Source organism: Anabaena sp. UHCC 0204 (genome assembly GCF_009711975.1).
Lineage (GTDB): Bacteria > Cyanobacteriota > Cyanobacteriia > Cyanobacteriales > Nostocaceae > Dolichospermum.
The window spans coordinates 38,874-64,074 of sequence record NZ_VIKW01000025.1 but is presented as its reverse complement, the minus strand read 5'-3'; the positions used below and the strand labels follow the sequence as shown (position 1 = coordinate 64,074).

The window sequence follows — 25,201 nt, the reverse complement described above, 5'->3', positions numbered from 1 at the left end:
ATACTTGGTAAATTACTCATATTAAAATGCTTAATGGCTTAACAATTAAATCCTCTTTAGGAACAGGTTGATTATCAGCTATTAAACTTTCAATATATAATTCAATAGCTTCTGTAATATTCCCAATTGCTTCTTCAAAAGAATCTCCTTGAGAATGACAACCTTTGAGAACAGGACAAAAGGCATGATAACCCTCATCCTGTTCCTTTTCCAGAAGTACAGTGTAATTGTAAATTTGTTTACTTTTGTTCAGCATATATCTTTACGTTTTTTGAGTTAGTGATTTTTAGCTTTGATTTATTCCATGATAAACGGTTTGGGGAATTTGGGAAAAGTGCATTAGCGTTAGCTTACTTTAGGTATCGCTGGGTAGGGGAGTACGACGCTTTTGGGGTGCAGTGTGTCAGCGTTGCGCGACCTAGTAATCGCCGAAAATTAGGGTGGTTGTGAGCGATAGTGAAGCGCTCCGTAGGAATCGCATTTACATCAATCATAATGATATTTACAGGCAATGATAATTAATACATCTTCTTCAACTTTATAAACCAGTCTATGTTCATCCGTAATTCTCCTTGAGTAGTAACCCTGTAATTCATATTTTAAGGGTTCTGGTTTTCCTATTCCTGAAAATGGATCTCTTTGGATATCCTTAATGAGTGACAATATTTTTTTAAAGACTTTTTTATCTTCTGTTCCCCATTCTCCCAATTCTTCAAAAGCTTTTAGTTCAAATGCTACTTTTTTCATATTCATCTAAATCAACATAAATTAAATTTCCTTGTGCTACATTTTCTATGGCTTTTAGTAAATGCTTCTTATTAGATTCTGATTTTAAAAGATAAGTTGTTTCATCTTCTACAGTTTCGTGATCAACTAACACAATTACCTCTACAATTGTTCCCTCTGGTAACTCAGTTGTAGGTAATTCAATCTTGCCATTTTTACCAACGGTTGCTTTTTGTTTAATTCCAGTAATCATAGTCTATATTGATTTCCTTCTTTATTCTCATCATAACATCTATAATTAATCCGCAATATCGTCTCTTTCTTCCCATAAACCGATCAAACTCGAATCAAGTAACTCACGAGCGGTTAATACCTTTTTCTTAGCAGGTATGGGCGATAATAAAACAATTACTTCAACTTCTTGTCCCTCTACCACAGGTAAATCTTGAAAAGAGATTTCACCATTTTTCTATAGTTTTTTGTAGCCTAATTGCTTGCATAATTTTGTCATCCTTTCACTAAAAATATAATACTGTTTTTGAAGAATTAAGTTAACAATAATATTGTATCATAAAAAGAATAGGCAATTAACAATTACAATATTCACCACCAACAAAGAACCGATAAATTACATTCTGTATATTCTCAAATCCTGGATATCATCTCGACTATGGCCACGCAGGCGATCGCGTAGCGACTAACACAATAGGCTTTGTCCGGAGCATTCCTGTTGTTCACCCAACCTTTCAAAAATTATTTCTCAAAAACACAGTAAATATATTTTCATCTATTTTCAATTCATTACCAGTCCCATCTCTACCATAGTCGTACTCATTATTTCTCCAGGATAGATTGAGTGTGGGACTATGCTGATTTTTACCAAGTCTCAATCTCGCTCCAGCACCATAGACAGAACGAGCAGAATTTTCATTTATAGGATTATAATATGTTGAGAATAAAAAATTATTGCTAAATTGAATACCAGCACTGATGACTAAAGTATTCCGCAGAGAATCGGGTAAAACATCAGCAAAATAGTTAGTTACACCAAACCAAACATTACCTAAATTGGCTCTGGCTCTGACTGTAATTGAATTTACAAAATCATTAGGACGAGTTTCTCGATCAAAAGCATAATTAACTCCAGTGGATATTACCAAATTACTATTCCGACTCAAAAGTATCCGTTTACCAAAACTACCTGTTACTTGACTGTAGTAATCAATATCTGGATTAATATAGCCAATTACACCTCCAGAAAAATTCCATCCATTTGCAGTATTTTTACTAAAATCTACGCCACCATAAGCCTTAATTTCTTCTGCACCTATCACACCTGTGTAATATCTCAATGCTTCTTTAGTTCCTGTAATATTTCCTGTAAAACTTAGATGTGGCGCATATTTTGTTTCTTCTCTATATCTGTTAGATGTGACATTATTAACTTCTTGATTGAGAGTTGTCACATAAACCTGAGTATGAAAATCTTGTAAATCGAGTGTAGAAACAACTTGATTATTAATATTAGAAACAAAACTTACATTCGAGCCATATCCCCCTTCTCCACCACCAGAGGATGAAACTGTCTGAGGTCCAGTTTGTTCAAAACGAGTAGAAATATCAGACCTGCGTTTAATAACAGGTGATGCACCTAACCAAATACCATTGAATGTAGCAGCAGGTACTTGACTCAAATTTTCTGCGTTTGACGGTACACTCTGCGCTCTAGCAATTCCCCCATGATAAGCAGTCAAACTATTAGCAGGAAGTCTGACATTATTAGCAGCTAAAAACAAATTATTGTTGACATTTGAGTTAGCTTTATTTTCTGAACTAGCAATATTAGGTATAATATCAGGTAACAAAATATATCCTAATTGCAAAGCTGTATTCAATAAAGTATTATCATCATTTAAAACAAAGCTAAATCCCCTTAATGTCCGACCCATTACAGCTTCACGATCATTCACTTTTACAATCTGTCTAATTCTCGAATAAATTGCTACGGGTGTATTATCTATTTCTTCTTTTCTGGTGACAGATAGTTGATTTCCGGTACTATTACCAACAAATGATCCTGTATTAGGCAAATATAAATCAATACCAACTTCTTGACCATTAGCCCCTGATTGAAACCCAGGTTGGCGAATTGCAATTACTGTTTCTGGTGTGACGACATCACCCAATTTTGCAGTTTGAAAAATTCGTCTTGGTGTTAATGTATCAGGGTTAATATCAGCAGATTTTAAGCCAGGAATGTATGTGCATACTTGGTCTGGATTTCCGCCAGGTAAGATACATGAACCTGTCATACTGAATTGGAGATGTGTACCCAATAAAGTCCGGGGTTCTTGGAAATTAACAGTAACTTCTCGGCTTTTTCTTACTGTTTGTAGTTGCAAATATTCTCCTATTTGATCTACAGTAAAAATATTATTCTTTGTCATATTTTCTTGAACTTGTCCGTTAAGTTTGACAAGTCCATTAACATCAAAATTAGTATTTTGATTACTACCAAAATTAGAGCCTATATTAAATTGTCTGGCAGTTAAATGATTAATTAATGCCCCATTTAGTGGTATGGTAGTTGTCCGGGGATGAATTTTTTGTTCATTTGCTGTTCTCGGAGAAATAATATATTCTTGTTGAGATTGGGGTGTTTTTTCTGTTGGTAATTCTTGATTAATATCCAATTCATCAACTTTCGGTTGTGGATCTACCAGAGAATCTAGTGTATCTAGTTGTTTGTTCCTAGATTCTACTTGACTAATTTGATTAGAAGTACAGGAATTAACTGGATCATTATTTTTGGCTAAATCTGTGAATGCGGTAAATTTTGGTTGTTCAGTATTGTTGGGAAAACAAGATGGAGATGGGGAATTAGTGCTGATTAAATCTGTTACCTGTGTCTGCTGAATAGAATTAGATAAAGATGCTTGTAATTGATTTTCTGAATTGGATACAATTGTCGAAGATTTCAGATTAGCAATTAAGACAGAAGCATTTTCAGATTCAGGGGTGACTGATAATTCTAATTTGCTATTATTATTAAAACTTTCAAGTTCTAATGTGCTTGTGGATATATCAGCACGAACTGTTTTAGGAAAGGATATTGTTGCTGTACTAAATAATAATACAAGGGCAAGCTTTAAGTTTTTGCGCCACGAATTTATCATACATAGTTAATATATAGGACTTCTATTTAATTTCATTTATTGCTTTTGTATTTACCCTATTTATTGACAGGGTAAGCTAGAGACACGCACAAATCATGTCTCTAACAGATTAAGGAAGTGGTTAAATTTTAGATGAATGCACTAAACACTACTTGAATTAAGTGAGAGATCATATTCTCTATCAAGTAAATAATTCAGGGGTTGAAAAAACTAAAAACCAGTTTCAATAGATCCGATAGGAGTTTCGGTAAAGGTAGCGATAGAGTTAGCTTGGCTGCTTCCTAAAGCAGTATCTATACCACCTTTAAGAGTGACGTTGTTGTAAACTTCTTCTTCAAGATTTACGCCATCGTCAAAGGAATAAGATCCACTATCGCTAATTAATTCGATTACGCCAGCACTTCCCAAGGCTGCTGCTGAAACAATACCAAAGTTACTGGTGGCTGTAGCAGCCGCATCATTTTTACCAACTGCTCCAGCAGCAGCCATTCCAGTTACTACACCATTAGCATCAAGTGTAGCTGCTACCGCTCCAGCAGCACCACCTTCACCAGCAGAAGCTACAGAACCAAAGCCAAATACACTAGCGGAAACTGCAACTAAGGCGATCGCTAATTTCTTGTTCAATTTCATTGATTTATATTCCTTTTATTGAAAGTTTAATGTACTTGCGATCTACGCACCTTACATCTGTGCTGTGGGAAATTTCACTATTTCAGTTACTGTTAAAGCCAGTGACTTTATCAACACAAACTGTTGATTTTAAGGTGTAATTACCGTTCAGTATCCAAGGTGAAAAACATTATATTTCAGCACAGGTTAAGTTAAATTTTGATTAAACTTTGCAGTGCGTAAATCTTGTAACAAAGTCATATTACTTAAAACTAATTGTTTAGTCAAGCCGTTAAAAAAATATTTTAATTAATTATTCATCCCAATAAAATAGCTGAATAAAACGTTGTTTTGTAAACACATTAGATTAAGTCAATGCTAAGAAAAGACAAAGCTTGAGCTTTTATTTTCATAATATTCCTATCTTCGATGCAGCCAATTCCACAAATCAATAAATTAGGGTACATTTTTATAAATGCACCCTAATCAAGTAACGTATTTTAAGCTTTGTTCTCTAATTGAGTCTCAATTACTAATTAGTTAATCAAAACATCTGGTTAAAGCTAGTAATGGATAATTGGTAATAGGTAATTCATAATACAATTCCTATTTTTATCCTGTTCATTCTTTTAATTCCGAGAAAGCGGTACTAGTATTACATCAAGAATTAAGTACCAATGATGCCGCCATCATTTTTTGTGATTACCACTGTCGCAGAACGGGGACGACCTTGTGGACCATAACCTTGACTGTGTGGCCAGTTGCTATGGGTTGTAGGATTAGCAACAGTTCCGCTATCGCCTGGGTGCTGAATATTAATGAACATAGTTCTGTGATCAGGTGTAGTGGTTACACCAGTCACTTCACAATCAGTAGGCGCAGTTAAAAACAACTTAACTTGTCTAGGATCATTAGGATTGGCACAAACCATTGAGTTACTACCAATGTTGGCAACACTACCCATGCCATCACCTGAATGGTCAGTTTGAATCCACAGACGACCGTAGGCATCGAACCACAGACCATCTGGACTCACAAAGTCGTCACCATTGATATTACCTTGACGATTCGGGTCACTATTTTGCTCGTCACCAGCTACAACGTAAATATCCCAACTAAAGGTAGTAGCAGTAACACTGCGTCCAGTTTCACGCCAACGAATAATGTGACCGTAAATGTTGCTTGCTCTGGGGTTAGCAGCATCAACAGGAGGACGCGCACTGCCTCCAGAAGTTGTACCATCGGGGTTATTCACAGAGGACGGACTTGTTCCGCGACGACTGTTATTGGTTAAAGTACAGTAGACTTCAACTTCATTGAACCCATTGATGCGGGGACGTGCAGCTATCCATTCTGGGCGATCCATCATGGTTGCGCCTACTCTGTCAGCAGCTTGTCTAGTCTTAATTAGGACTTCAGCTTGGTTATTAAATCCGTTTGCTGGTGTCAAACCACCTTGACCCCATACCAAAGGTAGCCATTCACCAGTACCATTGTCATTGAACTTGGCAACGTAGAGAGTACCATGATCAAGTAGGTCAGTATTCGCAGAACGGACTCTGGGATTGTATTTTCTAGAGCAAACGAACTTATAGATATATTCGTTAACGTTGTCGTCACCTGTATAGTAAGCTAGATCATTGTTGTCATCAACAACATATTGGGCGCTCTCGTGTCTGATGCGACCCATGGAAGTGCGTTTAACTGGTTTGCTGTCAGGATCATAAGGATCAATCTCAACCATCCAACCGAATAAATGAGGTTCTAAAGGATTGTTGAAAGCATCAAAGCGTGGATCAACCACAGGCCAGCGATAACCAGATGATGAACCGATACCGTAGCGTCTTTGTCCATTGCGGATATCAGCGGCTTTATCTTCCAGACCAGGAATGTTCGCAATATTCACTGCGGTGGAATTAGAGTTAGCAAAATAACCTTGAAAGTTCTCTTCCGCAGTCAGGTAAGTACCCCAGGGAGTTATGCCGTGGGCGCAATTGTTTAAAGTACCATAAGCTGTGTAGCCATCGTTAGTGCCAATTTCAACTGAACCAGTAGGTTCAATGGAAAATTTCTTGGATTTCATCAACGCATCACCCGCAGCTGGACCAGAAACGCGCATTTCTGTGTTACCAGTGATCCGGCGACCATAACGGGAATTGCGGTTAACACTCCAGGTATTGCCAAATCTGTCTTTAGATATTTCTTGAATAGATACACCATGGGCTGCTTGAGACTTTCTTGCTTTCGCAATGGTCATGGTATCGTTACTTGGATTACCACCGACATGAAGGAAATGCTCTTGGGTATATTCGTGGTTAACGCACAATAAGCCACTGTTATTGTAAGCATTACCTTCCACAGCTACGGGCAAACCTGCTGTCCGGTTGAGAAAGCTTCGTCCTGGTAAGGGGAAAAAGTGCATACCATCATGGTTTTCCCCGATTTGCATTTCCTGTGCAGCAGCATCTTGGGAAGCATCTGGCAACCAGTTTGGCGCACCGGGCATGATTGGATCACCCCATGCAGATAAAATTCTAGCTGTGTAGCCTTTAGGAACAGTAACGAGATCCTTTTGTAACAGTCCTGTGGCTGGGTTGAGCAAGTTTGGCTCGATGCTCTCAAAGCCAATACCAGAAAATCCCAATCCGGCTGGAACTGGTGCTGCTTCTACAGTTTGCAGGAAACTACTGACGGCAATATCACTAAATACAGTTGCTGCCGAAGCTGCCGCAGTTGTCAGTATGAAACGTCTGCGCTTTATACTGACACGCCCGATTACGTCTAAGATTGACTCGTTACCGGATGGGTTGATAGTTATATCATTCTTAGGATGAAACTGACCTTTCATTTTTGGTTCTCTATATTTAAGGTTTACAAGGTTGCTATTCAGTTAACTTCTTACTGCTAGGAGCAATTTAGTAAAGAAAACTTTTACAGATTTACAGAAATTTTTCTGAAATTTTCTTAATTTTTAAACAAACAATAACCTTTTTTTAATAAAAGGTTAAAATTGATTTTTGTCGCTCACACAAGCAAGAATTATCAAATCTATCTCAATTTAGACAACAAGGATTAATATCAGGTTATATATTGATTAATTCTAATTTAGAAAAAAGGATGTTTTCAATTAAAATCATGATGCTCTGATTCAATTGTTGATTTAACTAAATATTAAGTATTGATTAACCAATCCTTAATAAATATTAACAACACAATAATATACTATATATAAAATATAAACCATACAAAATCTCAGAAAAAACACAGATGAGACGTGACAACTTTAAAACCACAGTCAAACTTTTAAAAATGAATGTTACTGAGTATTTATTATAAATAACAGGGAAATTGGTAAATGCCTAGAAATCATAGTATGAAAAGACTCGATACAAGTTTAATTGTGAGGACAACGACAACAACAGAGAAATTACCAGGTACTGGGAAATCATGGGTACAATACCTGGTTGAATCTGTACCCTTTTTAATTGCTTGCGCTGTGTTTTTAAGCGTCATTAGTTTAAAAAGTCCTATTCTGCTTTTTTGTTTACTAATGGGTAGTTTAATCACAATAGTCTGCCAGCAAATTGGACAGCAGGTAAATTTATCAAAACAATGGCTGATATTATTGCAAATCTTTGCAGTATCTATCATCCTAAGTTTATTTTGGTTAGACTTTTTTGCCACTCCGGTATCTGCTCAATTTTTTGGTAAAGCTGAAAACTTTTTCAAAACTACATTGACACAAGGTACAGATAGCAGTAGCAATCCTCAAACAGCAGTCAGTTTAATATTCAACGTTTTGCGAGCAATTTATTTACTTTATATTGCTATTTCTCTGATTGGTGTAATTAATGCAGTTCGCAAAGATGAAGATTGGCAAAGTATTGCGAGAATTCCTTTGATAGTAGTTGTTGCTGTCACTATTGCTGATGTCCTGACAGGCTTTGTAATTGGGGATGGTAGTAGTAGTTAATTGTAAGAATTCATGAGTCAGGAGGAAAGACGAAGGAAGAAGAAGATAATTTTCTCCTCTGCTCCCCTGCCCCTCTGCTCCCTCTCACCTGTCACCTATTTTATGTCTGAAGAACAAGATCAAGAATTTCGTCCAGTTAATCAAATCTTAGGTTCACAACCATCATTAGGACCAATTCCCGCTGATCAAATTCTTCCCTGGTTAGTAATTGTTTTAGTTTCTTACTTTGTGATTAATGGCGTTTTTGGAGGGCTGTTTGCAAATGATTTTCAACGATGGTTATGGACAGCATTAATGACAGGTTGGGGAATAGCAACCTGGTGGATTTTAAGTGGTGGTAGGAGTTGGCGTTTTTTAAGCAAGTTTATTGGAGTTCCCACTTGGACAAGAGGCTTTGCTCGTTATCAAAGCGTGCTAGAAATTAACCATGAAACAAAAAATCGGAAAACAAAACATCAGCGCCGGCGGACAAGAAAATAGACTAACACCATTTGAAGATGCTTTACATTTGGCGACTATGCTCCGTATTTCTTTGAATAGCAGAGATATTGGGGCTTATATTCTCAATAAAGAAAATCAAAAAGATCGGTTTTGCTTTGTTTTCGGGTTTGAATGTCGAGGCATTCATACCACTTTAAGGTCGGAACAAATAGAGACTATATTTAATAATATTGAATCTGGTTTAAAAGATATTCCCGAAGGCGAAAAAATGACCTTACATATAGGGTCTTTCAGTTCCGATAAACAACGCCAACAAGAACTAGCAGATTTGGTAAAGCGGACACCATCACGGGATCTTAAATATTTATTGACAGCAGAAAGAGCGAGAATTCAAGAACTGAGTAATTCTGGCATTCGCAAGCCGAAATTTCTGCGAATTTATGTAACTTATACCATTGAACCCAATGCTAATCAAGCTGATGATTGGATTGAGAAACTTTTAGCAAAAACTGAAGTTTGGTGGTTGAAATTTAAAGGAGAACTGGGAGAAGTTCAAAATCAACGCATTGAAACTCTGATTATCAAAGCTTATCAACAAGGTTTTTCTCGATGGGAACAATTGTTATCTAACAAAATGGGTTTAGATGTTAAACCTCTAAATGCTAATGAACTTTGGGAAGAAGTCTGGAGACGATTTAATGATACTCCACCGATAGAAATTCCTCAATTACTTTATTTAGATGAAAATGGACTGCATGAAGAAGTTAATTCAGATTTAGCTAGTAGCAAATTGTTGATAGAAAATATCCACAGTACAACCTTGTTGATGGAATCTAGTGTACCCTGTGCGGATCGTCGTTGGGTAAATGTGAAAAATCGCTATATTGGGGCGATGACATTTCTGGAAAAACCAGGAGGTTGGCCGAATAAATTTTCTCAGTTACGTTATTTGTGGGATTTATTAGCTAGAGAAACGGTCGTAGATACAGAAATTTTTTGTCAGTTAACTGCGGCTAATCCCGCATTAGTCAAAACTACTTTACAACGAGTCCTCAAGCAGTCGAATATGACAGCAATGATGGCGCAAGAAAAAAGTAAAACTATTGATGTAAATGCTCAATTAAAGTTAAAGAAATCGGTAGCAGCACAAGAACAATTATATGAAGGTGCAGTTCCGATATATACGAGTGTAGTTATTTTTGTCCATCGTCCAACTATAGAAAAATTAGACGAAGCCACAAGATATATTGAAAACTGTTTTCAACGTCCTGCACAGGTAATTAGAGAAGTAGAATATGCCTGGAAAATTTGGTTACAATCTCTACCGATAGTTTGGGAAGGTTTGTTAGTTAAGCCTTTTAACCGCAGACAATTATATTTGACAAGTGAAGTTCCGGGATTAATGCCTTTAATTTTAACTAAAGCTGGAGATAAACACGGCTTTGAATTAATTGCTGAGGAAGGAGGAACACCAATACATTTAGATTTGTTTAATCAACATAAAAATTTAGCGTTGTTTGCCACAACTCGTGCGGGTAAATCGGTTTTGGTGTCGGGAATTTTAACTCAAGCTTTAGCACATGGAATTCCTGTAATTGCGTTGGACTTCCCTAAGCCTGATGGGACATCTACCTTTACTGACTATACAGAGTTTATGGAGGGGAATGGAGCGTATTTTGATATTTCCAAACAATCAAATAATCTGTTTGAACAGCCAGATTTGCGATCGCTCTCTCCAGAAGAACAACGCGATCGCCTTCTCGATTATACTGGCTTCTTAGAATCAGCCTTGATGACTATGGTTTTAGGGTCATCCACTGAAAACCAACTATTAACTCAAACAGTGCGTTCCTTGCTCAATTTAGCCCTAACAGCGTTCTTTGCTGATGCAGGTATTAAGGAGCGATATAAACAAGCAATATCTAACGGTTTTGGAACTACAGCTTGGCAAAAAACACCTACTTTACAAGATTTTCTCTATTTTTGTTCTCCAGAACATCTGCAATTAGATTCTATTAGTGGCAGAGTAGATGATGCCCTTAGTCAAATTCAATTGCGTTTGCGTTTTTGGCTTTCTAGTCGTGTGGGAAAATCAATTTCTGCACCATCTAGCTTTCCTACAGATGCCCAACTTTTAGTTTTTGCACTGCGAAATTTATCAGATAATGAAGATGCAGCAGTTTTATCTTTAAGTGCTTATTCGGCAGCTTTACGACGAGCTTTAAGCAGTCCAGCTTCGATATTTTTTATTGATGAAGCCCCGATTTTATTTGAGTTTGATCAAATATCAGATTTAGTGGGGAGAATTTGCGCTAACGGTGCAAAAGCTGGAATTAGAGTTATTTTATCAGCACAAGATCCCGATACAATTGCTAAATCTAAAGCCGCATCAAAGATTTTACAAAATTTATCAACGAGATTAATTGGTCGGATTCAACCAGTTGCTGTAGATAGTTTTATTAGCATTTTAAAATATCCCCGCGATGTTATTTCTCGGAATGCGACGGAAAGCTTTTTTCCTCGAAAGGAAGGTATTTATAGTCAATGGTTGTTGGATGATAATGGGATTTATACTTTCTGTCGTTATTATCCAGGTTATGAACAATTGGCGGCGGTTGCTAATAATCCTCATGAACAAAATGCTCGTCAGCAAGCGATGTTACGTTACAAGGATAAATATGAGGCAATTTCTGTTTTTGCTCGGCAATTAGTGGCTTCTTTACGTGGTGGGTAATTGAGGAATTATCTCACGCAAAGGCGCAAAGACGCAAAGGAAGAAGGAAATTAATAAGGGGATTTTATGAGGAAGATTGTTTTTTTTAGTTTGGGGTTTTTGTTGTTTTTGGTTTTACCGACTATGGGGCAATTAGGTAAGGTTTGGAGTGAGTTTCAATTGTATTCTGTGGATATGCAAAATTATTTTACAAATAATCTGAGTGAAACTTTAAGACCTTTGGAAGTTAGTAGTCAAAATTATTTGAATGGTTCTAGGGGAGAGTTAAATGTACCAAATCCGATTGAGGTGGGGAAACAAGTACGTCAGGATTTGTTTTTTTATCCGACGACAGATAAGTTTGAAAATAATCCGATTGTCCGAGGGAATGCGGTTAGTAATGAGATGAATCGTTTGATTCTTAGAGGTTCGGTGGAAGGTGTTATGGGAATTGAGGGACAGCGACGTTTAAAGAATAAGTTGGAGGAGACGGAAAATATTATTACAACTATTGTGGAAACTGCTAATAATGCGGAACAAAGTAACCGAAATTTACTAGGTGATATTCTGGCTAAAATTCCGACAATTGAAAATGTGGCGCAACAATTATCAGCCCAAACAAGTGCTAATCAAATTAATTTACAATTACAATCTCTGAAGGTGCAAAGTGAGCAATCAAAAATTATTGGAGAAACGCTGGCGCAAACAATGCAAACTAATCAATCTTTGCAATATTCTAATTTGAATTTAGCGAGTATTTCTCAACAAATGGAAGAAATGAATCGTGCGCGGCGAGTTGATTCAGCTACTGAGGCTGCAAGATTGATGCGGACGACTTCGCAAATAGATTTGTTTGGGAGGGAGGAGAATTACAGCAGAAGCCAGTAGGGGCAGGGTTTCCCCGCCCTTGTAATCAATTTACTTTATCAAAACCTGTGAACCCAAAATGCAGTTTTATATTTTGCAAATCTTTCCTGAAGTTGGTATTAATGAAACTCTTGATAGTGGTGTTGAAACTGCCAAAAGTATGGCGGAAAGTTGGGATAATCAATGGCTAGATTTATTACAAAATAGTTCTAGTAATAATTTATATGGTGCTATTACAAATTTGGGTGTATTTTTTGCTGTGGGAACTTTGCTATTTTTTATGATGCAATGGTTGAAAGATGTTATTTATAGTGAATATTCTCGCCCTATATCGGGTTTAATTTGGCCTTTTATAGTGGTAATGCTATTAAGTAATACGGGAAATGGTAGTATACTTGCTAGTTTGACTTTGGGGGTAAGAAGTTTTATCAATACTGTCAATCAGCAGGTTGTGAGTACCGCAGATGCTGATCTAAATTATCAACAAGCTTTACATATCAGTTTGGCTGAAGAAGTGGCTGGTTCTTTAATTCGTCCTTGTCAATCTTTAACAGGTGAACAACAAAATCAATGTTTTGCTAAGGCTAGTGATCAAATAGATGGATTGTGGCGAGAATATAGAAATTTGTACGGGGATAAATTTTGGATTCAAAGATTGGAAAATCAGGTACTTTCTTTAAAGTTTGGGACAGGAAATTTATCAGACACTACTTTTAATTCTTTGTTGGGAAATACGACACAAACGAGTATTAAAAACTTTTTAATTTCTTTGCAATATGCTTTTCAAAATTTACTAGAAGCTACTATGTTACTAATTGCAGCTTTGGGTCCAATAGCTATAGGTGCGTCTTTGTTACCTGTGGCTGGAAAACCGATTTTTGCTTGGTTGACTGGGTTTTTAGCAGCGGGAATTGCCAAGATATCATTTAATATAATTGCTGCTGTAACCTCTGCTGTAATTATTAATGGACCCGCTGAAAATCCTAGTGCAAATCCTGATTTAATGTGGTTTATTATTTTTCTGGGAATTTTAGCCCCGGTTTTATCTTTAGTTGTAGCTGGTGCGGGAGGATTTGCGGTTTTTAGTGCTATTAACAATACCGATAGTTTGGTAAAAAGTAGGATATAAACCAAGACATTTCTCTTTTCTCTGCGTCCTCTGCGGTATGCCTTACGGCACGCTACGCGAACGTCTTCCAAAAAAAATAGGCTTAACTGAACCGTATCAGAATATAAATCTGAATAATATTAAATAGGATGAATATGATAATATGACAAACTTACTTAACAAGAAAAAACCACAAGGAAATATTTTAAATACATTTGCGATCGCTACTTTTAGTTTGCATCTATTGGTGTTATTTTTGTTCATCCTCCAAGGGTTAAACATTCGTCAACTGAGTATTAGAAAACCGCCTAACTTTGTGCAAATGATAGATGGTAAAACCCCATCTGTAACTGATGATTTAGCTAGAGATCCTGAAGCCATTCGCCAATTTATTAGTAAAACCATGATATCCATGTTTAACTGGTCAGGAACGCTACCAATACAAACTATTGAAGCCTCGACAAAACCGCAACCAGATCCAGGAATTACAGTGAGAACATCACAGGGTGGAAATCAAAAAGTGACTACGAATAGTTGGGTTGCTAGTTTTGCGATATCAGAAGATTTTCGGAAAGGTTTCTTAAGTGCGATCGCTCAAATGACACCAGCAGAAGTTTTTTCTAACAACTCCACTCAAGCAATGTCAGCAGAGTTAATTATTAAGCGAATTTATCCCCCAGAACAAATAGAACCTGGTAAATGGAGAGTCGGAATGGTAGCAGATTTGATGCAAAAAAAACGTGCAGATGATAGAAGAACAATAACACCTTTTAATAAAGATTTATTAGTGCGTGCAGTAGATTATTATCCCTATCCTCTACCTGAGATTAGCACCAATATTCAAAAAGCAATTTATAGCAATCGCGCTCAAAAATTAGAAATTTATGAAATTCGGACTTTATGTTTAATAGATAACTACAGTAACCTCAGCAATGATAAATCCAACCCCTGCGGAAATAACAGAACCTCTGACAGCTTTCTTAGATAAATAAAATCCCAAGGACTTACGCAAAATATCTCTGAAACCCTTTTCTCTTCGTGTCCTTCGTTCCTTCGTGGTTTGTTCTTTCGTAACTTGTGCCTCCCTAATTACCCTAATTATGCAACTCATAAAATCAGAAACAAAAAAAAGTAGCATCTTACCACTTTTAGCCGTCGGCACATTTGGCTTACATCTATTTACCTTATTATTACTATTGTTTCATGGTTCTATTTTACAGGATTTAAAAAAGCAATTAACACCTCAAACTTTAGTACAACTTATTGATGGACGTGCCATAAATGTAGACCCCAAACCCAATTATGAACGACATCCAGAAACAATTCGCCGCTTTGTAGGTGAAACCATGATTCTCATGCTTACCTGGTCACGACAACAGCCACCGCTGACAGTATGGGAAATTAGTTCTCAACTTTTATCCTCTGATTTGAAACCGAAATTTCAATCAGATATTACTAACTTAAATGTAACTAATCAATTTGCCAATATTAATCAAGGAACTGAATATGTATTAGTCATAGAAAAGATTTCTCAACCCACACAAATAGCTAATGGAAAATGGGAAATAGAAATGTTTGCCAATCAATTAAATTTTAGTAGTTTTAATAATCTAGGAGCATCAATTCCGTTTAATAAAAAAATCTTACTTAGAGCTATTGATCAACCAAAAACTTTTCTCCCAACCAAACCACTACCATTGCATTTAGCCGCTTACCGTCTTGGAGAAGCGCGGCTAGAAATTTATGATATATGTGACATCAAAGATAATAAATGTTCTGGAAAATCTAACTGAGGAATACACTATGACTTCTTATTCAATTGATTTAAAACTTGCTCAACAACCTCACATCGAACCTAATTCTAAGAAATATGAATTGGAAGTAGATGCTTCAGATTGGGAATCTCAAATGGCCAAATTGGTTGGTTTTAAAGAAGAATCCCCAAAGGTCAACATTGACTCATTAGAAGCAGATATAGAAAGTTTGCAGCCTTCCCAGTTTCAGCCGGAAGAAGTTCCCACTGAACAACCTTTATCATCTAATCCCTTTGCTAAGTTAGCTTTGGTAGGTAGTGGTACTTTTGCTGTAGTTTTGGTAGCTGGTGTATTTTTAACGCAGATTATGAGTACCGGCAATCAAAAGCCAAAAAATAATCTTGCTTCTTCAACAGCTTCATTACCTCCAAAAATTGAACCCCGCGAGCAAAATTTAGAACAAGAAATAGAGACTCTAAAAACAAAATTGGCTCTGGCTGAACAAGTGCAGACTGTAACAGCAGCCCAGCAAAATCTAAGAACTAGAGTAGTTCCTAAATTAGAAACTCCACGAATTAATAATAGAACAATTACACCTGTACAAACTGCTTCTGCACCTCGTGTAGTTACAGTTGAACGCATCATTGAAAATCCCTTTTCTCCATTACCAGTTGTCTCACCAGTTGCTGCTGTCCCGACTGTTGCACCACCAACAGTCCCACTAGAACCGAAGCCAGAAACGCAACCATCTCCACCAGATCCCCTGGAAGAATGGACGAAGTTAGCAAAATTAGGTAGTTATGGTCAGGTTTATACGACTGGTCAATCTAGTGTAAATATGGCTAAATTGTCACCTGTTAATAATAGTAATGTCGCCAATCAGCCAACTCAATCTCAGCCTGAACCCACGCCACCAGAAGAAGATATTCTCGTTAGCCAATCACAAAATTCAAAATCTGTCAAAGTAGGAACTAGTGCTAAAGCTGTATTGGTGACAGCAGTATTTGGGGAAACTACGAGGCCAAATAGTAATAGGAATAATCAACAAGATGACAATCAAGAAATATTTGTGGTGCGGTTGAAAGAACCATTAAAATCTCTAGATGGGGCGATCGCTTTACCAGCCAATACTGAATTATTAGCTCAAATTAGTTCTATTTCTGAACGAGGTTTACTGCGGTTGGATGTGATTAAATTTATTTCGCAAGATAATGACAAACTTCAAGAAATAAGCTTACCCAGCAATGCAATTATTGTTCGCGCTCCTCAAGGTAAACCTTTACTAGCAGGTAAATTTCCTAATAATGGATCGTCTATAGCCAGAATGGATGCTGGATTATTTGTTTTGGGAGGTGTCAGTAAAGCCGCAGAGTTATTGAATCGAGTTGATAGTGAAGTGACTACTAATTCTGGTAGCACTATAGTCACTAACTCTAATTCCCAACGTAATCTAGCAGCAGGTATTGTGGAAGGTGGTTTAAAGTCTATTGTTCCGCAAATTGCCCAACGTAATCAACAAGCAATAACTCAAATGATGCAAAATACTAATGTTTGGATGATACCAGCGGGTCAAGAAGTGGAAATATATATTAATCGCACTATTCAGTTTTAAAGACAAAAAGAAAAACTTGAAATTACCCGAATTTTAAAAATGATGGCGATACATGAAAAGTCTCAAAGACTATATAGGAACATTTTCAAAATCCCCAATCAAAAATCAAAAACGGTTTTACTTCTGACTTTTCTGATTTTATCGGGGTCTATATTATTGTTAGCTGGTCGTGCTGTAGCTAATAATGCGGTTCTCCGTTCGCTGTTTTCCTGTCAAGCTCAGGGTTTATCAGGAGTTGTCCCAACTATCGAAGTTTCTTATCAACAAGGTACAAATTTAAGCTTTCTGCCGGCTGGGGAAACTATTAAAAAGGTTTGGTTAAATGACCCGTCGCAGGTAACTATAGATTTTGATGGATTGATGTGTATGCAGTTTGGAGAAGACCGCCAATTAAGTTCAGGAGATTGTAAAAAATCAGCAGCAAATGTTATGCAACTGCGGCGAATTCCCCGGCTAGAAATTCTGGGATTACCGAAGATGGACAATACACTTTTAACTGTAATTACTGAAGGTCAAGGTACAACTAAGCTCTATACTTTCAGAATTCTCTATCAAGATACTGCTCCTGGTTATCACACTTTAGCTATTTATCCAGATTCAAATGGAGCAAATTGTGTACAGTAGTAGTATGTCAATAGGCGATTATAAAGATGCCTCCGGCACGCTAACGCGAACGCGGCTACACAGACAAAACCCACCTTTGTGGGTTCAAGAGTTTTGGTTTTTTATTAGTCCACCTTCGCGTAGCGTAGAAATAGGTGGACTGCGTTTGTGTAGTAGTGAATTATATTCGCCGGAAACTTGACTACTTTTCAATCATTCTCTTATTCTCTTATGAGTTTGGCTCTTTTTTATCCTTTGCATCTTTTTTCGGCTTTTTCACTTCTTTGTTACTTTTTCTTTCTTTAGACATCAGTTTTACCCAACTAGGTTTACTTGTCAAAACTTCCTGATTCTGTTGTTACTAAATCAGGGTGTAGCTTACCTGATCTGTTTTGAAAACAGAAAAAAAAGAATTGCTCATTTATGCTACTTTTTACTACAATACATTGTAATTTAATTTTGTTGTAAATTTGATTAAATGTGACACAAAACTTTAAATACTCTGTATCCATGTCTAATTGAGATTCTGAGTTTCCTCTTCCCTTGCGGTTGGGGGTGAGTTTTTGTGTCTTATTCAATCGAAAAATGCTATATTTTATAATTTATTAGGTAATGATTAAATGAATCCAGTAGATATTATCATTCTTTCCAATGGACCAGGAGAAGTTACAACTTGGGTTCGTCCTGTTGTCAAAGCATTAAGAAAACAATTAGGTGATGATATTTCTCAAGTGAGAATTTCTGTAATTCTCTCACCTTGTCCTCATGCTAGTGGTCAAGAAACTGCGATCGCTCAATCATATCCAGAAGTAAATAGAGTACAAGCACCTGAGCATTTTTGGCAGTTTTTATTGTGGGGAAAAACCGCAGAAAGTTGGGATTGGAGAAGTCAAGGTGTAGTGATATTTCTGGGTGGAGATCAACTTTTTCCGGTGATTGTTGGTAAAAAGTTAGGATATAAAACAATAGTTTATGCAGAATGGGAAGCGCGTTGGCATGGTTTTATAGATAAATTTGCCATTATGAAAGCTCAAGTTGCAAAAAATGTCTCTCCTAAATATGCGAATAAGTTCACTGTTGTTGGTGATTTAATGTTAGACGTAGGGGAAAATGTTCATGGCGGAAGTAAGTTAAATACTACAAAAATTCTCGGAATTTTGCCTGGTTCAAAAGCAGCGAAGTTAACCCAAGGTGTACCTTTAATGTTAGCTATTGCTGAATATATTCATAAAAAATCGCCCCAAATTGAGTTTTTTATCCCAGTTGCTCCAACTTTATCTTTAGCAACTTTAGCTAGTTTTGCTAATCCTGAAACTAATAAATTTACCAAAATTTTTGGTTTTGAAGGTGCATCTTTATCTGGTAATTTACTGACAACTACTACAGGCTTATCTGTGGAGTTAAAACAAGAAAATCCGGCTTATGATTCATTATCTAAATGTTCTCTTTGTCTGACTACGGTTGGTGCAAATACCGCAGAATTAGGTGCATTAGCTATACCGATGATTATCTTATTACCAACCCAACAACTTGATGCAATGCGTTCTTGGGATGGTTTACCAGGGTTATTAGCAAATTTACCTGGAGTAGGTTCTAGTCTCGCTAAATTAATTAATTGGTGGATGATAAAACACAAGGGTTTATATGCTTGGCCAAATATTTGGGCGCAAGCAGAAATTGTCCCGGAGTTAGTAGGTGAATTACAAGCTTCAGAAGTAGGAGAAATGGTTTTAGATTTTTTAGAAAATCCCCAAAAGTTAGAGGTAATTCGGAATGATTTACGCAATGTTAGGGGTGAAGGTGGTGCTGGTGAAAAACTAGCAATTTTAGTAAAACAAGAGCTATTCTAGTTTATCAATAATTAAAAAGCGTTTGATCAATGTCTATTCCCTGGGAGTGAAATAGTTGATGCTGTCTATATCAACAGCAGGATGAAATATTAAAAAAAATCACTGATGATTGATAACTAAAGCGATTAGAAATCGCGGCTACACAGACGAAACCCACCTTTGTGGGTTCAGAAGTAACCAAAAACTTTTCAAACATCCTCTAACAGAGAACTACTTGATTTTTGCTGTTGTTAAGGATCTGCAAATGTGCTTTTAATTCCCAGAATTACCACATTGTTTTGGCAACAGTATCAACTTTAGTAAATGCAAAGTAATGACGAAATCTAATGAACACAATATATAGAGAGCATAAAATTGTTTCCCGGTTACTGGCAGTCCTACTGTCTGCATTACTAACAGTACCTTTGCTGACTAGCTGCGGTGGAGGTAATCGCACAGCTACACCGCCACCAGTTGATGACACCATCAGCGGTAGAAATGTGACTAATATTAACCCCGCTAACCAACCTGAAGTACAAAAGGGTTTATCCACAGGGCAGAAAGTAGGAATTTTAGCAGGTGCAGCGGCACTTTACTATCTCTATAACCAACATAAAAATGCTCAAGGAGAAGGACCACAGGGTAAATATTACCTTTCCAAGAATGGGCGCGTATATTACCGCGATTCTGAAAACCGCGCTCACTGGGTAACTCCGCCACCTGAAGGAATTCGAGTTCCCGAATCGGAAGCTCAAAAATACCGAGACTATCAAGGCTATAACAATCGTGCTACTGGTCGTGATCTAACTGGCTTAACTTCAAGTTCAGCCCCAGCAATTTAGTTTTAGGGACTTCCAAGAAATAAATTATCCAGATTAACGTTAGCGTAGCGTGGCGTTAGCCATACCGCAGAGGCGCAGAGGACACAGAGGAATAAGGGTTTGAGCGGTTTTTTATTTGGAAGTCCCTTAAACAGTAGAAGCCTCTCTCCTACCAGGGAGGCGATGAGATGAATATGCGTGAGATGGAGAGCAGTAATGGTAAATAACTTTTTGCGAAAAGCTAAAGATTTTCTATTAGGGACAGATGAATCGGAGCAAGATACCGAATATCGCGATCGCAATGTCCGCCCAGCCAGTGAAGACCCCTATGGCGACCCCGCAGATTCGGCATCTTTCGGTGATGTCCGCCCAGCTAGTGAAGACCCTTATGGCGACCCCGCAGATCCTGCATCTTTCGGTGATGTCCGCCCAGCCAGTGAAGACCCTTATGGCGACCCCGCAGATTCTGCATATTACGGTGATGTCCGCCCAGCTAGTGAAGACCCCTATGGCGACCCCGCAGACGAGGAATACCGACGTTAGAAAAATAAATTATTCAATTTTGTGGGATGGGCAATCTTGCCTGTCCTTGACCATTAGCGGGCAAGATTTCCATAGAAATTACAATTGGTAGAATTTCACCAAAAAAATCTATTGCAATAGATGTTTCAATCCCTAATAGGGAGTAAGAGAAATTGCAATTAAGATTTTTCCTGTGTTTTTAAATGGCATCACTTGTTTCAATCCCTAATAGGGAGTAAGAGAAATTGCAATACGCATCTGTAGACCCCACAAAATATTAATTAAAGTTTCAATCCCTAATAGGGAGTAAGAGAAATTGCAATTGCTCTCAAATCCTCCCGTTGGTAGTGTATGGCGTTTCAATCCCTAATAGGGAGTAAGAGAAATTGCAATTTGGTCTGTGTGTGTGTTTTGCTTTCTCTTACCCCGTTTCAATCCCTAATAGGGAGTAAGAGAAATTGCAATATGGTAGCACTGTTGTACCTGACACTACTACTGAGTTTCAATCCCTAATAGGGAGTAAGAGAAATTGCAATCTATGCAGCCATGCTTGAGCTTTACAGAGAGCAAAAGCCGTTTCAATCCCTAATAGGGAGTAAGAGAAATTGCAATTAGCTCGAATTCTGTTACTTCAATGGGCGCGTAAGTTTCAATCCCTAATAGGGAGTAAGAGAAATTGCAATAGCGAGGCGCTGGAAGCCTGACTGTATTTGATTTTCAAGGTTCGGTTGCGCGACACTTATTATCATAGTCCATTTCAGAAATTGTGTCAAGAGGGAAAATAGCTGAAACCTTTGCTGTGTAAGGTGCGCGGCAGGGTAAAGCCAAAAAAACCATCAAAGCCTTATGTAGGTATAACTTCAGGCATTTTTTGAGAAACTGGATTTTTTACACCCACCCCCTCGCGCATTAAGCAAAGAAAATCGTCGTATCAAGGGGTTGTTCACCACCAATTCTTTCTACTTTCCCAAAACAGCAAGCACAGAGAAAATAAAAACGGATGCTATCAGTTTCCGGCTTAATTAACTTATTGAGGCGCGATCGCAGTTTAGCATACTGAGTATCAGTTAACTGACATTCAAAAATACTATACTGCACCCATTGTCCATAAGACTTGAGAATACTATGGATTTTAGTACGGCGCTTATCCTCAGAAATATCGTAAGAAACAACAACATTCATAAATTGGTAATTGGTAATGGGTGATAGGTAATTGGGAAGAATAAACTTTTTAGGACTTATGCAAAATATCTCTGAAACCCTCTTTTCTTCGTGTCCTTCGTGCCTTCGTGGTTCGTTCTTTCGTGACTTGTGCGTAAGTCCTGCTTTTGACTCTTACCTTCTTACTGTCACCTGTCAACTGTTCCCTGTCACCTTCTTATTTTAAAAACAAAGGTGGATACTTATCCGTTTCCCCCATTAAGTATTTAGCAAGTAATCTAGCTTGCCATTCAAAAGCCTGCCTATAAGAACATTTACGACCCATAACCGGATGTTTAAACTCCGATAGCTTTTTCTTTTGATACTGAATTAAAAAGGTTTTACGTCCTTCAGGAGTGAGATGAACAGCACCACTTAAAGGTTCAGTGACAAAATCGCCTGGTGTTAATAATTGCTTATTCAAAATTGATAAAACCACCGAATCTACCACCAGAGGACGAAACTCCTCCATTAAATCTAGAGGTAAAGAAGGTCTTCCATAGCGATCGCAATGCAAGTATCCTAAATATGGATCAAAACCCACAATATTCACCGCACCTTGAATATCATGACGCAACAAAGAATAACCAAAACCCAATAACGAGTTTACCGGATCAGTAGCTGGACGACGCACGCGCTTAGTAAAAGTAAAATCCGGGTTACGAATCAACTGATTAAAACAACCAAAATAAGCCGCACTTCCTGCACCTTCCAACCCACGCAAAGAGTTAATATTGTGAGTAGAATCAATGGGTGCGATCGTTTGTTCAATGCGAGTAATATATTTAGATAAATCAACATCAGATTCTCGTTGACAACGCATCAAAATTTGACGATAATTTTTCAACTTCCCCCTCACAAAACTTTGCACAACATGAACAGCTTGGGAAGACTCTCCAGCAGCTTGCCATTGAGCTTTACGAACGAAAATATTTTTAGTCATTTCCGGTTCTAACCTTCCTAAATAATGACCCATTTCATTAATAAAAGAAAGAGGAATATGACGAGTCATTAATTCAGAAACAACAGCAGGTGAAATAGTAGCACGTCCCAAAACAACCACATCTTTAAGGTGAATAAACGGAATATCCTGAAGTATTTTTTTTTCAAACTTCACATGAATCCGTTCATCAACCTTACCAATAAAAGCATCATTTTGTGTAACGTAAAGCGTACTCATAATTAAATCCTCAAAATAGGTGACAGTGGACAGGTGACAGGTGACAGTAAAAAGAGTTTTAGAAATGTTTTGGTTTTTTGCATCAATTAAAAACCGATCAATTTGCCTCTTGATAACGACTAACTTTATCAACAGCTTGAGGCAAACATTGAGAATAAAGACTACAACCATCACAGCGTTTTGTTTTCACTGCTTTCGGCATAGCACCCGTAAACAGCAACATTTGTACAGATTCAATAGTTGCGATTGTAACTGCTCGTAATTCCGGCGTAATTTCCACTAATTTGCGTTGATGAGTTTGAGCATAATAGATATAACCAGAATTGATATTTTTTCCCGTCATTTCCTCCAAACACAAAGCCTGAGCGCAAACTTGTAATTCATCATTATCCCATTCTCCTTTACGTCCACGTTTATATTCAATTGGATAAAACTCGCCATTTTCAAATTCAATTAAATCTGATTTACCAATTAACTGATATTGATCAGACTTCAAATAAATAGCCCGTATCTGCCAAGTTTCATCCCGATTTACTTCCCCAACGGTGTGAACTCTTTCATGTAAACTTGTGCCTTCAATAGTATATTGATTATCAACAAACTCCCCAGCACAATGAATCCGCCAACAACGGTGAGGACAATAGGAATATTGATTTAAAGACGCAATATTCACATAATCATCAGAAGAGGTGATAGGTGACAGGTGACAGGTGACAGTAGGAAGAGAGTTAGTTTGATTTTGTTTAGCCATAGTTAATTAAAAAATTTGATAGATGACAAGTGAGAATAGGAAGATAATTACCTATGAATTATTTAAGATTCGATAACGAAGAGATGTGAGCATTTTGCTAATTTCTATAATCAGCAATAATGTGGAATTTGCTTGTTCTTGAGTTAGATAATTTAACCTGACTGCCAGCATTAAAAAAGTTTCTGTTTCCATTAATGAACCTTTAGCTATAGATAAAAAATGTGCAAAATCGTTTTTAGTTGTTCCTCGTGCATGACCTTCTGCAATATTGGCTGGAACAGATGCTGCTGCACGAGTAATTTGTGACGTAAGACGATAATTTTCTATGGATGGAAATAAAGTTGATAATTGATAAATTTGAACTACCATATCCATTGATTTCTGCCAAACAATTAAATCTCGATGTGATTCAATTTTCATAAATAACTCCTCTTCTATTCTCTCGTTACTTCTTACTTCTTCACTGTCACCTGTCACCTTCTTCTCACCATTCCCATTCCCATTGTTGTTTTTCTCCCAATACCTGCATATAAAACAAAATCAGCCAAAGCATTAATTTGTTTAATTCCTATTGCGTCCACATTGCCAAGAATGCGATAACTAATTTCACCTAAACAACCAATAAATTTATTTTCATAGTTGCTAATAACCTCAGTTCCGATATTAAAAGCACTAGGATAAATAGATTCAAGGGGAATATTAGTTAATTCAATTCCACTATATTTATTCCACCGATTCAGCAGACTATTAAATACAGATTCTCGCGTTGGTAAAACATTATCAAATGCACCTTGGCGAAAGGCTACAGGTGTGGAAAAGATAAAATTAAAAGTCCGATCTTTTTCATTTGCTTGTTCATATAATTGGTTATAACTACAAGCATTAGCCCAAGGTTGGGTAGATTGAGGTGTACCTTGAATGCTGGTAATATGTAAATTAGCTGAACCTAAATGCCAAGGTTGTTCCGGGTTGAGATTTAACCATAAAGGTGTGAGTTGACTAAATAAATTGTCATCTAATAAAGATATCCGCCACCAACAGGGAGTACCTGAGGGAATCTGTTTTTGATGATTATATTGTAGGGTGAAAAATTGAGTTTTATTTCTACTTTGGATTTGTAAAGGTGAGAGAGTAAAGGGTTTATCGGCGTTTGATTCGTGGAGGTAGTCGCCTAATTTTCTATCAACAGAACTGACTAGATTAAGGAATAAGGCGTGGTAATGTCTACCGGAGAGGAAATTGGTGTAGATGGGGGATTGGGGGGTGATGTTGAGGATGAGACTATGGGGCATGATTAATTCAAAAATAATGTT

Annotated in this window: 24 protein-coding genes and 1 CRISPR repeat array; of the genes, 12 read left to right on the top strand and 12 right to left on the bottom strand. The window is 37.2% G+C overall.

Annotation, left to right across the window (positions count from 1 at the left end):
* Window positions 1-16: 16 nt before the first annotated feature.
* From FJR04_RS18980 to FJR04_RS18950, 7 genes are all read right to left on the bottom strand, one after another.
* On the bottom strand, window positions 17-256 hold the full coding sequence (locus FJR04_RS18980) for a type II toxin-antitoxin system HicB family antitoxin (RefSeq protein ID WP_168497636.1): 240 nt from the start codon (window positions 254-256) through the stop codon (window positions 17-19).
* A gap of 230 nt (window positions 257-486) precedes the next feature.
* Window positions 487-747, bottom strand: coding sequence for a Txe/YoeB family addiction module toxin (locus FJR04_RS18975; protein ID WP_168497634.1), 261 nt, complete (start codon window positions 745-747; stop codon window positions 487-489).
* Window positions 728-979, bottom strand: coding sequence for a hypothetical protein (locus FJR04_RS18970; RefSeq protein WP_168497632.1), 252 nt, complete (start codon window positions 977-979; stop codon window positions 728-730). Before FJR04_RS18970 ends, FJR04_RS18975 begins: the two co-directional genes overlap by 20 nt.
* A gap of 45 nt (window positions 980-1,024) precedes the next feature.
* The gene (locus tag FJR04_RS18965; RefSeq protein WP_168497629.1) at window positions 1,025-1,162 is read right to left on the bottom strand and encodes a hypothetical protein; all 138 of its coding nucleotides are present in this window, start codon (window positions 1,160-1,162) and stop codon (window positions 1,025-1,027) included.
* 310 nt (window positions 1,163-1,472) lie between these two features.
* Window positions 1,473-3,902, bottom strand: a complete 2,430-nt coding sequence (locus tag FJR04_RS18960; RefSeq protein ID WP_168497627.1) for a hypothetical protein — start codon at window positions 3,900-3,902, stop codon at window positions 1,473-1,475.
* Between the two features lie 210 nt (window positions 3,903-4,112).
* A complete protein-coding gene (locus tag FJR04_RS18955; RefSeq protein WP_168497625.1) occupies window positions 4,113-4,535 on the bottom strand; it encodes a hypothetical protein in 423 nt (140 codons plus the stop codon).
* Between the two features lie 646 nt (window positions 4,536-5,181).
* Complete coding sequence (locus tag FJR04_RS18950; RefSeq protein WP_168497623.1) at window positions 5,182-7,362, bottom strand: PhoX family phosphatase; 2,181 nt, start codon at window positions 7,360-7,362, stop codon at window positions 5,182-5,184.
* A 507-nt stretch (window positions 7,363-7,869) separates the two neighbouring features.
* On the opposite strand from FJR04_RS18950, the gene FJR04_RS18945 reads away from it, so the two are divergent.
* From FJR04_RS18945 to FJR04_RS18890, 12 genes are all read left to right on the top strand, one after another.
* The gene (locus tag FJR04_RS18945; protein ID WP_168497621.1) at window positions 7,870-8,487 is read left to right on the top strand and encodes a hypothetical protein; all 618 of its coding nucleotides are present in this window, start codon (window positions 7,870-7,872) and stop codon (window positions 8,485-8,487) included.
* 102 nt (window positions 8,488-8,589) lie between these two features.
* Entirely contained in the window at window positions 8,590-8,967 is a 378-nt protein-coding gene (locus FJR04_RS18940; protein WP_168497619.1) for a hypothetical protein, read from the top strand.
* A complete protein-coding gene (locus FJR04_RS18935) occupies window positions 8,915-11,662 on the top strand; it encodes a hypothetical protein (protein WP_168497617.1) in 2,748 nt (915 codons plus the stop codon). The genes FJR04_RS18940 and FJR04_RS18935 overlap by 53 nt, the downstream gene beginning before the upstream one ends.
* 66 nt (window positions 11,663-11,728) lie before the next feature.
* Window positions 11,729-12,529, top strand: a complete 801-nt coding sequence (locus FJR04_RS18930; protein WP_168497615.1) for a hypothetical protein — start codon at window positions 11,729-11,731, stop codon at window positions 12,527-12,529.
* Between the two features lie 58 nt (window positions 12,530-12,587).
* Window positions 12,588-13,637 (top strand): hypothetical protein, encoded by a 1,050-nt coding sequence (locus tag FJR04_RS18925; protein ID WP_168497613.1) that lies wholly within the window; start codon window positions 12,588-12,590, stop codon window positions 13,635-13,637.
* 142 nt (window positions 13,638-13,779) lie between these two features.
* Window positions 13,780-14,604 (top strand): hypothetical protein, encoded by an 825-nt coding sequence (locus tag FJR04_RS18920; protein ID WP_168497611.1) that lies wholly within the window; start codon window positions 13,780-13,782, stop codon window positions 14,602-14,604.
* A 112-nt stretch (window positions 14,605-14,716) separates the two neighbouring features.
* On the top strand, window positions 14,717-15,409 hold the full coding sequence (locus FJR04_RS18915) for a hypothetical protein (RefSeq protein ID WP_168497610.1): 693 nt from the start codon (window positions 14,717-14,719) through the stop codon (window positions 15,407-15,409).
* A 10-nt stretch (window positions 15,410-15,419) separates the two neighbouring features.
* Window positions 15,420-16,982, top strand: a complete 1,563-nt coding sequence (locus tag FJR04_RS18910) for a TrbI/VirB10 family protein (RefSeq protein WP_168497608.1) — start codon at window positions 15,420-15,422, stop codon at window positions 16,980-16,982.
* A 39-nt stretch (window positions 16,983-17,021) separates the two neighbouring features.
* Complete coding sequence (locus tag FJR04_RS18905) at window positions 17,022-17,606, top strand: hypothetical protein (RefSeq protein ID WP_254445321.1); 585 nt, start codon at window positions 17,022-17,024, stop codon at window positions 17,604-17,606.
* 599 nt (window positions 17,607-18,205) lie between these two features.
* Entirely contained in the window at window positions 18,206-19,435 is a 1,230-nt protein-coding gene (locus FJR04_RS18900; RefSeq protein ID WP_168497606.1) for a lipid-A-disaccharide synthase, read from the top strand.
* A gap of 326 nt (window positions 19,436-19,761) precedes the next feature.
* Window positions 19,762-20,256, top strand: coding sequence for a hypothetical protein (locus FJR04_RS18895; protein ID WP_168497604.1), 495 nt, complete (start codon window positions 19,762-19,764; stop codon window positions 20,254-20,256).
* 195 nt (window positions 20,257-20,451) lie between these two features.
* On the top strand, window positions 20,452-20,778 hold the full coding sequence (locus FJR04_RS18890; RefSeq protein ID WP_168497602.1) for a translation initiation factor: 327 nt from the start codon (window positions 20,452-20,454) through the stop codon (window positions 20,776-20,778).
* A gap of 122 nt (window positions 20,779-20,900) precedes the next feature.
* A CRISPR array of direct repeats spans window positions 20,901-21,440; the repeat unit is 37 nt; unit sequence GTTTCAATCCCTAATAGGGAGTAAGAGAAATTGCAAT.
* A gap of 226 nt (window positions 21,441-21,666) precedes the next feature.
* Here the strand turns inward: FJR04_RS18890 and cas2 are convergent.
* The 5 genes from cas2 to cas6 form a co-directional block, all read right to left on the bottom strand.
* The gene (gene cas2, locus FJR04_RS18885) at window positions 21,667-21,939 is read right to left on the bottom strand and encodes a CRISPR-associated endonuclease Cas2 (protein WP_168497600.1); all 273 of its coding nucleotides are present in this window, start codon (window positions 21,937-21,939) and stop codon (window positions 21,667-21,669) included.
* 196 nt (window positions 21,940-22,135) lie between these two features.
* Complete coding sequence (gene cas1d / locus FJR04_RS18880) at window positions 22,136-23,137, bottom strand: type I-D CRISPR-associated endonuclease Cas1d (RefSeq protein ID WP_168497598.1); 1,002 nt, start codon at window positions 23,135-23,137, stop codon at window positions 22,136-22,138.
* 97 nt (window positions 23,138-23,234) lie between these two features.
* Window positions 23,235-23,888 carry a CRISPR-associated protein Cas4 gene (cas4, locus tag FJR04_RS18875; protein ID WP_168497596.1) on the bottom strand — a complete coding sequence of 218 codons (654 nt, stop codon included), beginning with the start codon at window positions 23,886-23,888 and terminating at the stop codon, window positions 23,235-23,237.
* Between the two features lie 51 nt (window positions 23,889-23,939).
* A complete protein-coding gene (locus FJR04_RS18870; protein ID WP_168497594.1) occupies window positions 23,940-24,308 on the bottom strand; it encodes a four helix bundle protein in 369 nt (122 codons plus the stop codon).
* 53 nt (window positions 24,309-24,361) lie between these two features.
* Window positions 24,362-25,180, bottom strand: coding sequence for a CRISPR-associated endoribonuclease Cas6 (gene cas6, locus FJR04_RS18865; protein WP_168497592.1), 819 nt, complete (start codon window positions 25,178-25,180; stop codon window positions 24,362-24,364).
* Window positions 25,181-25,201 lie beyond the last annotated feature (21 nt).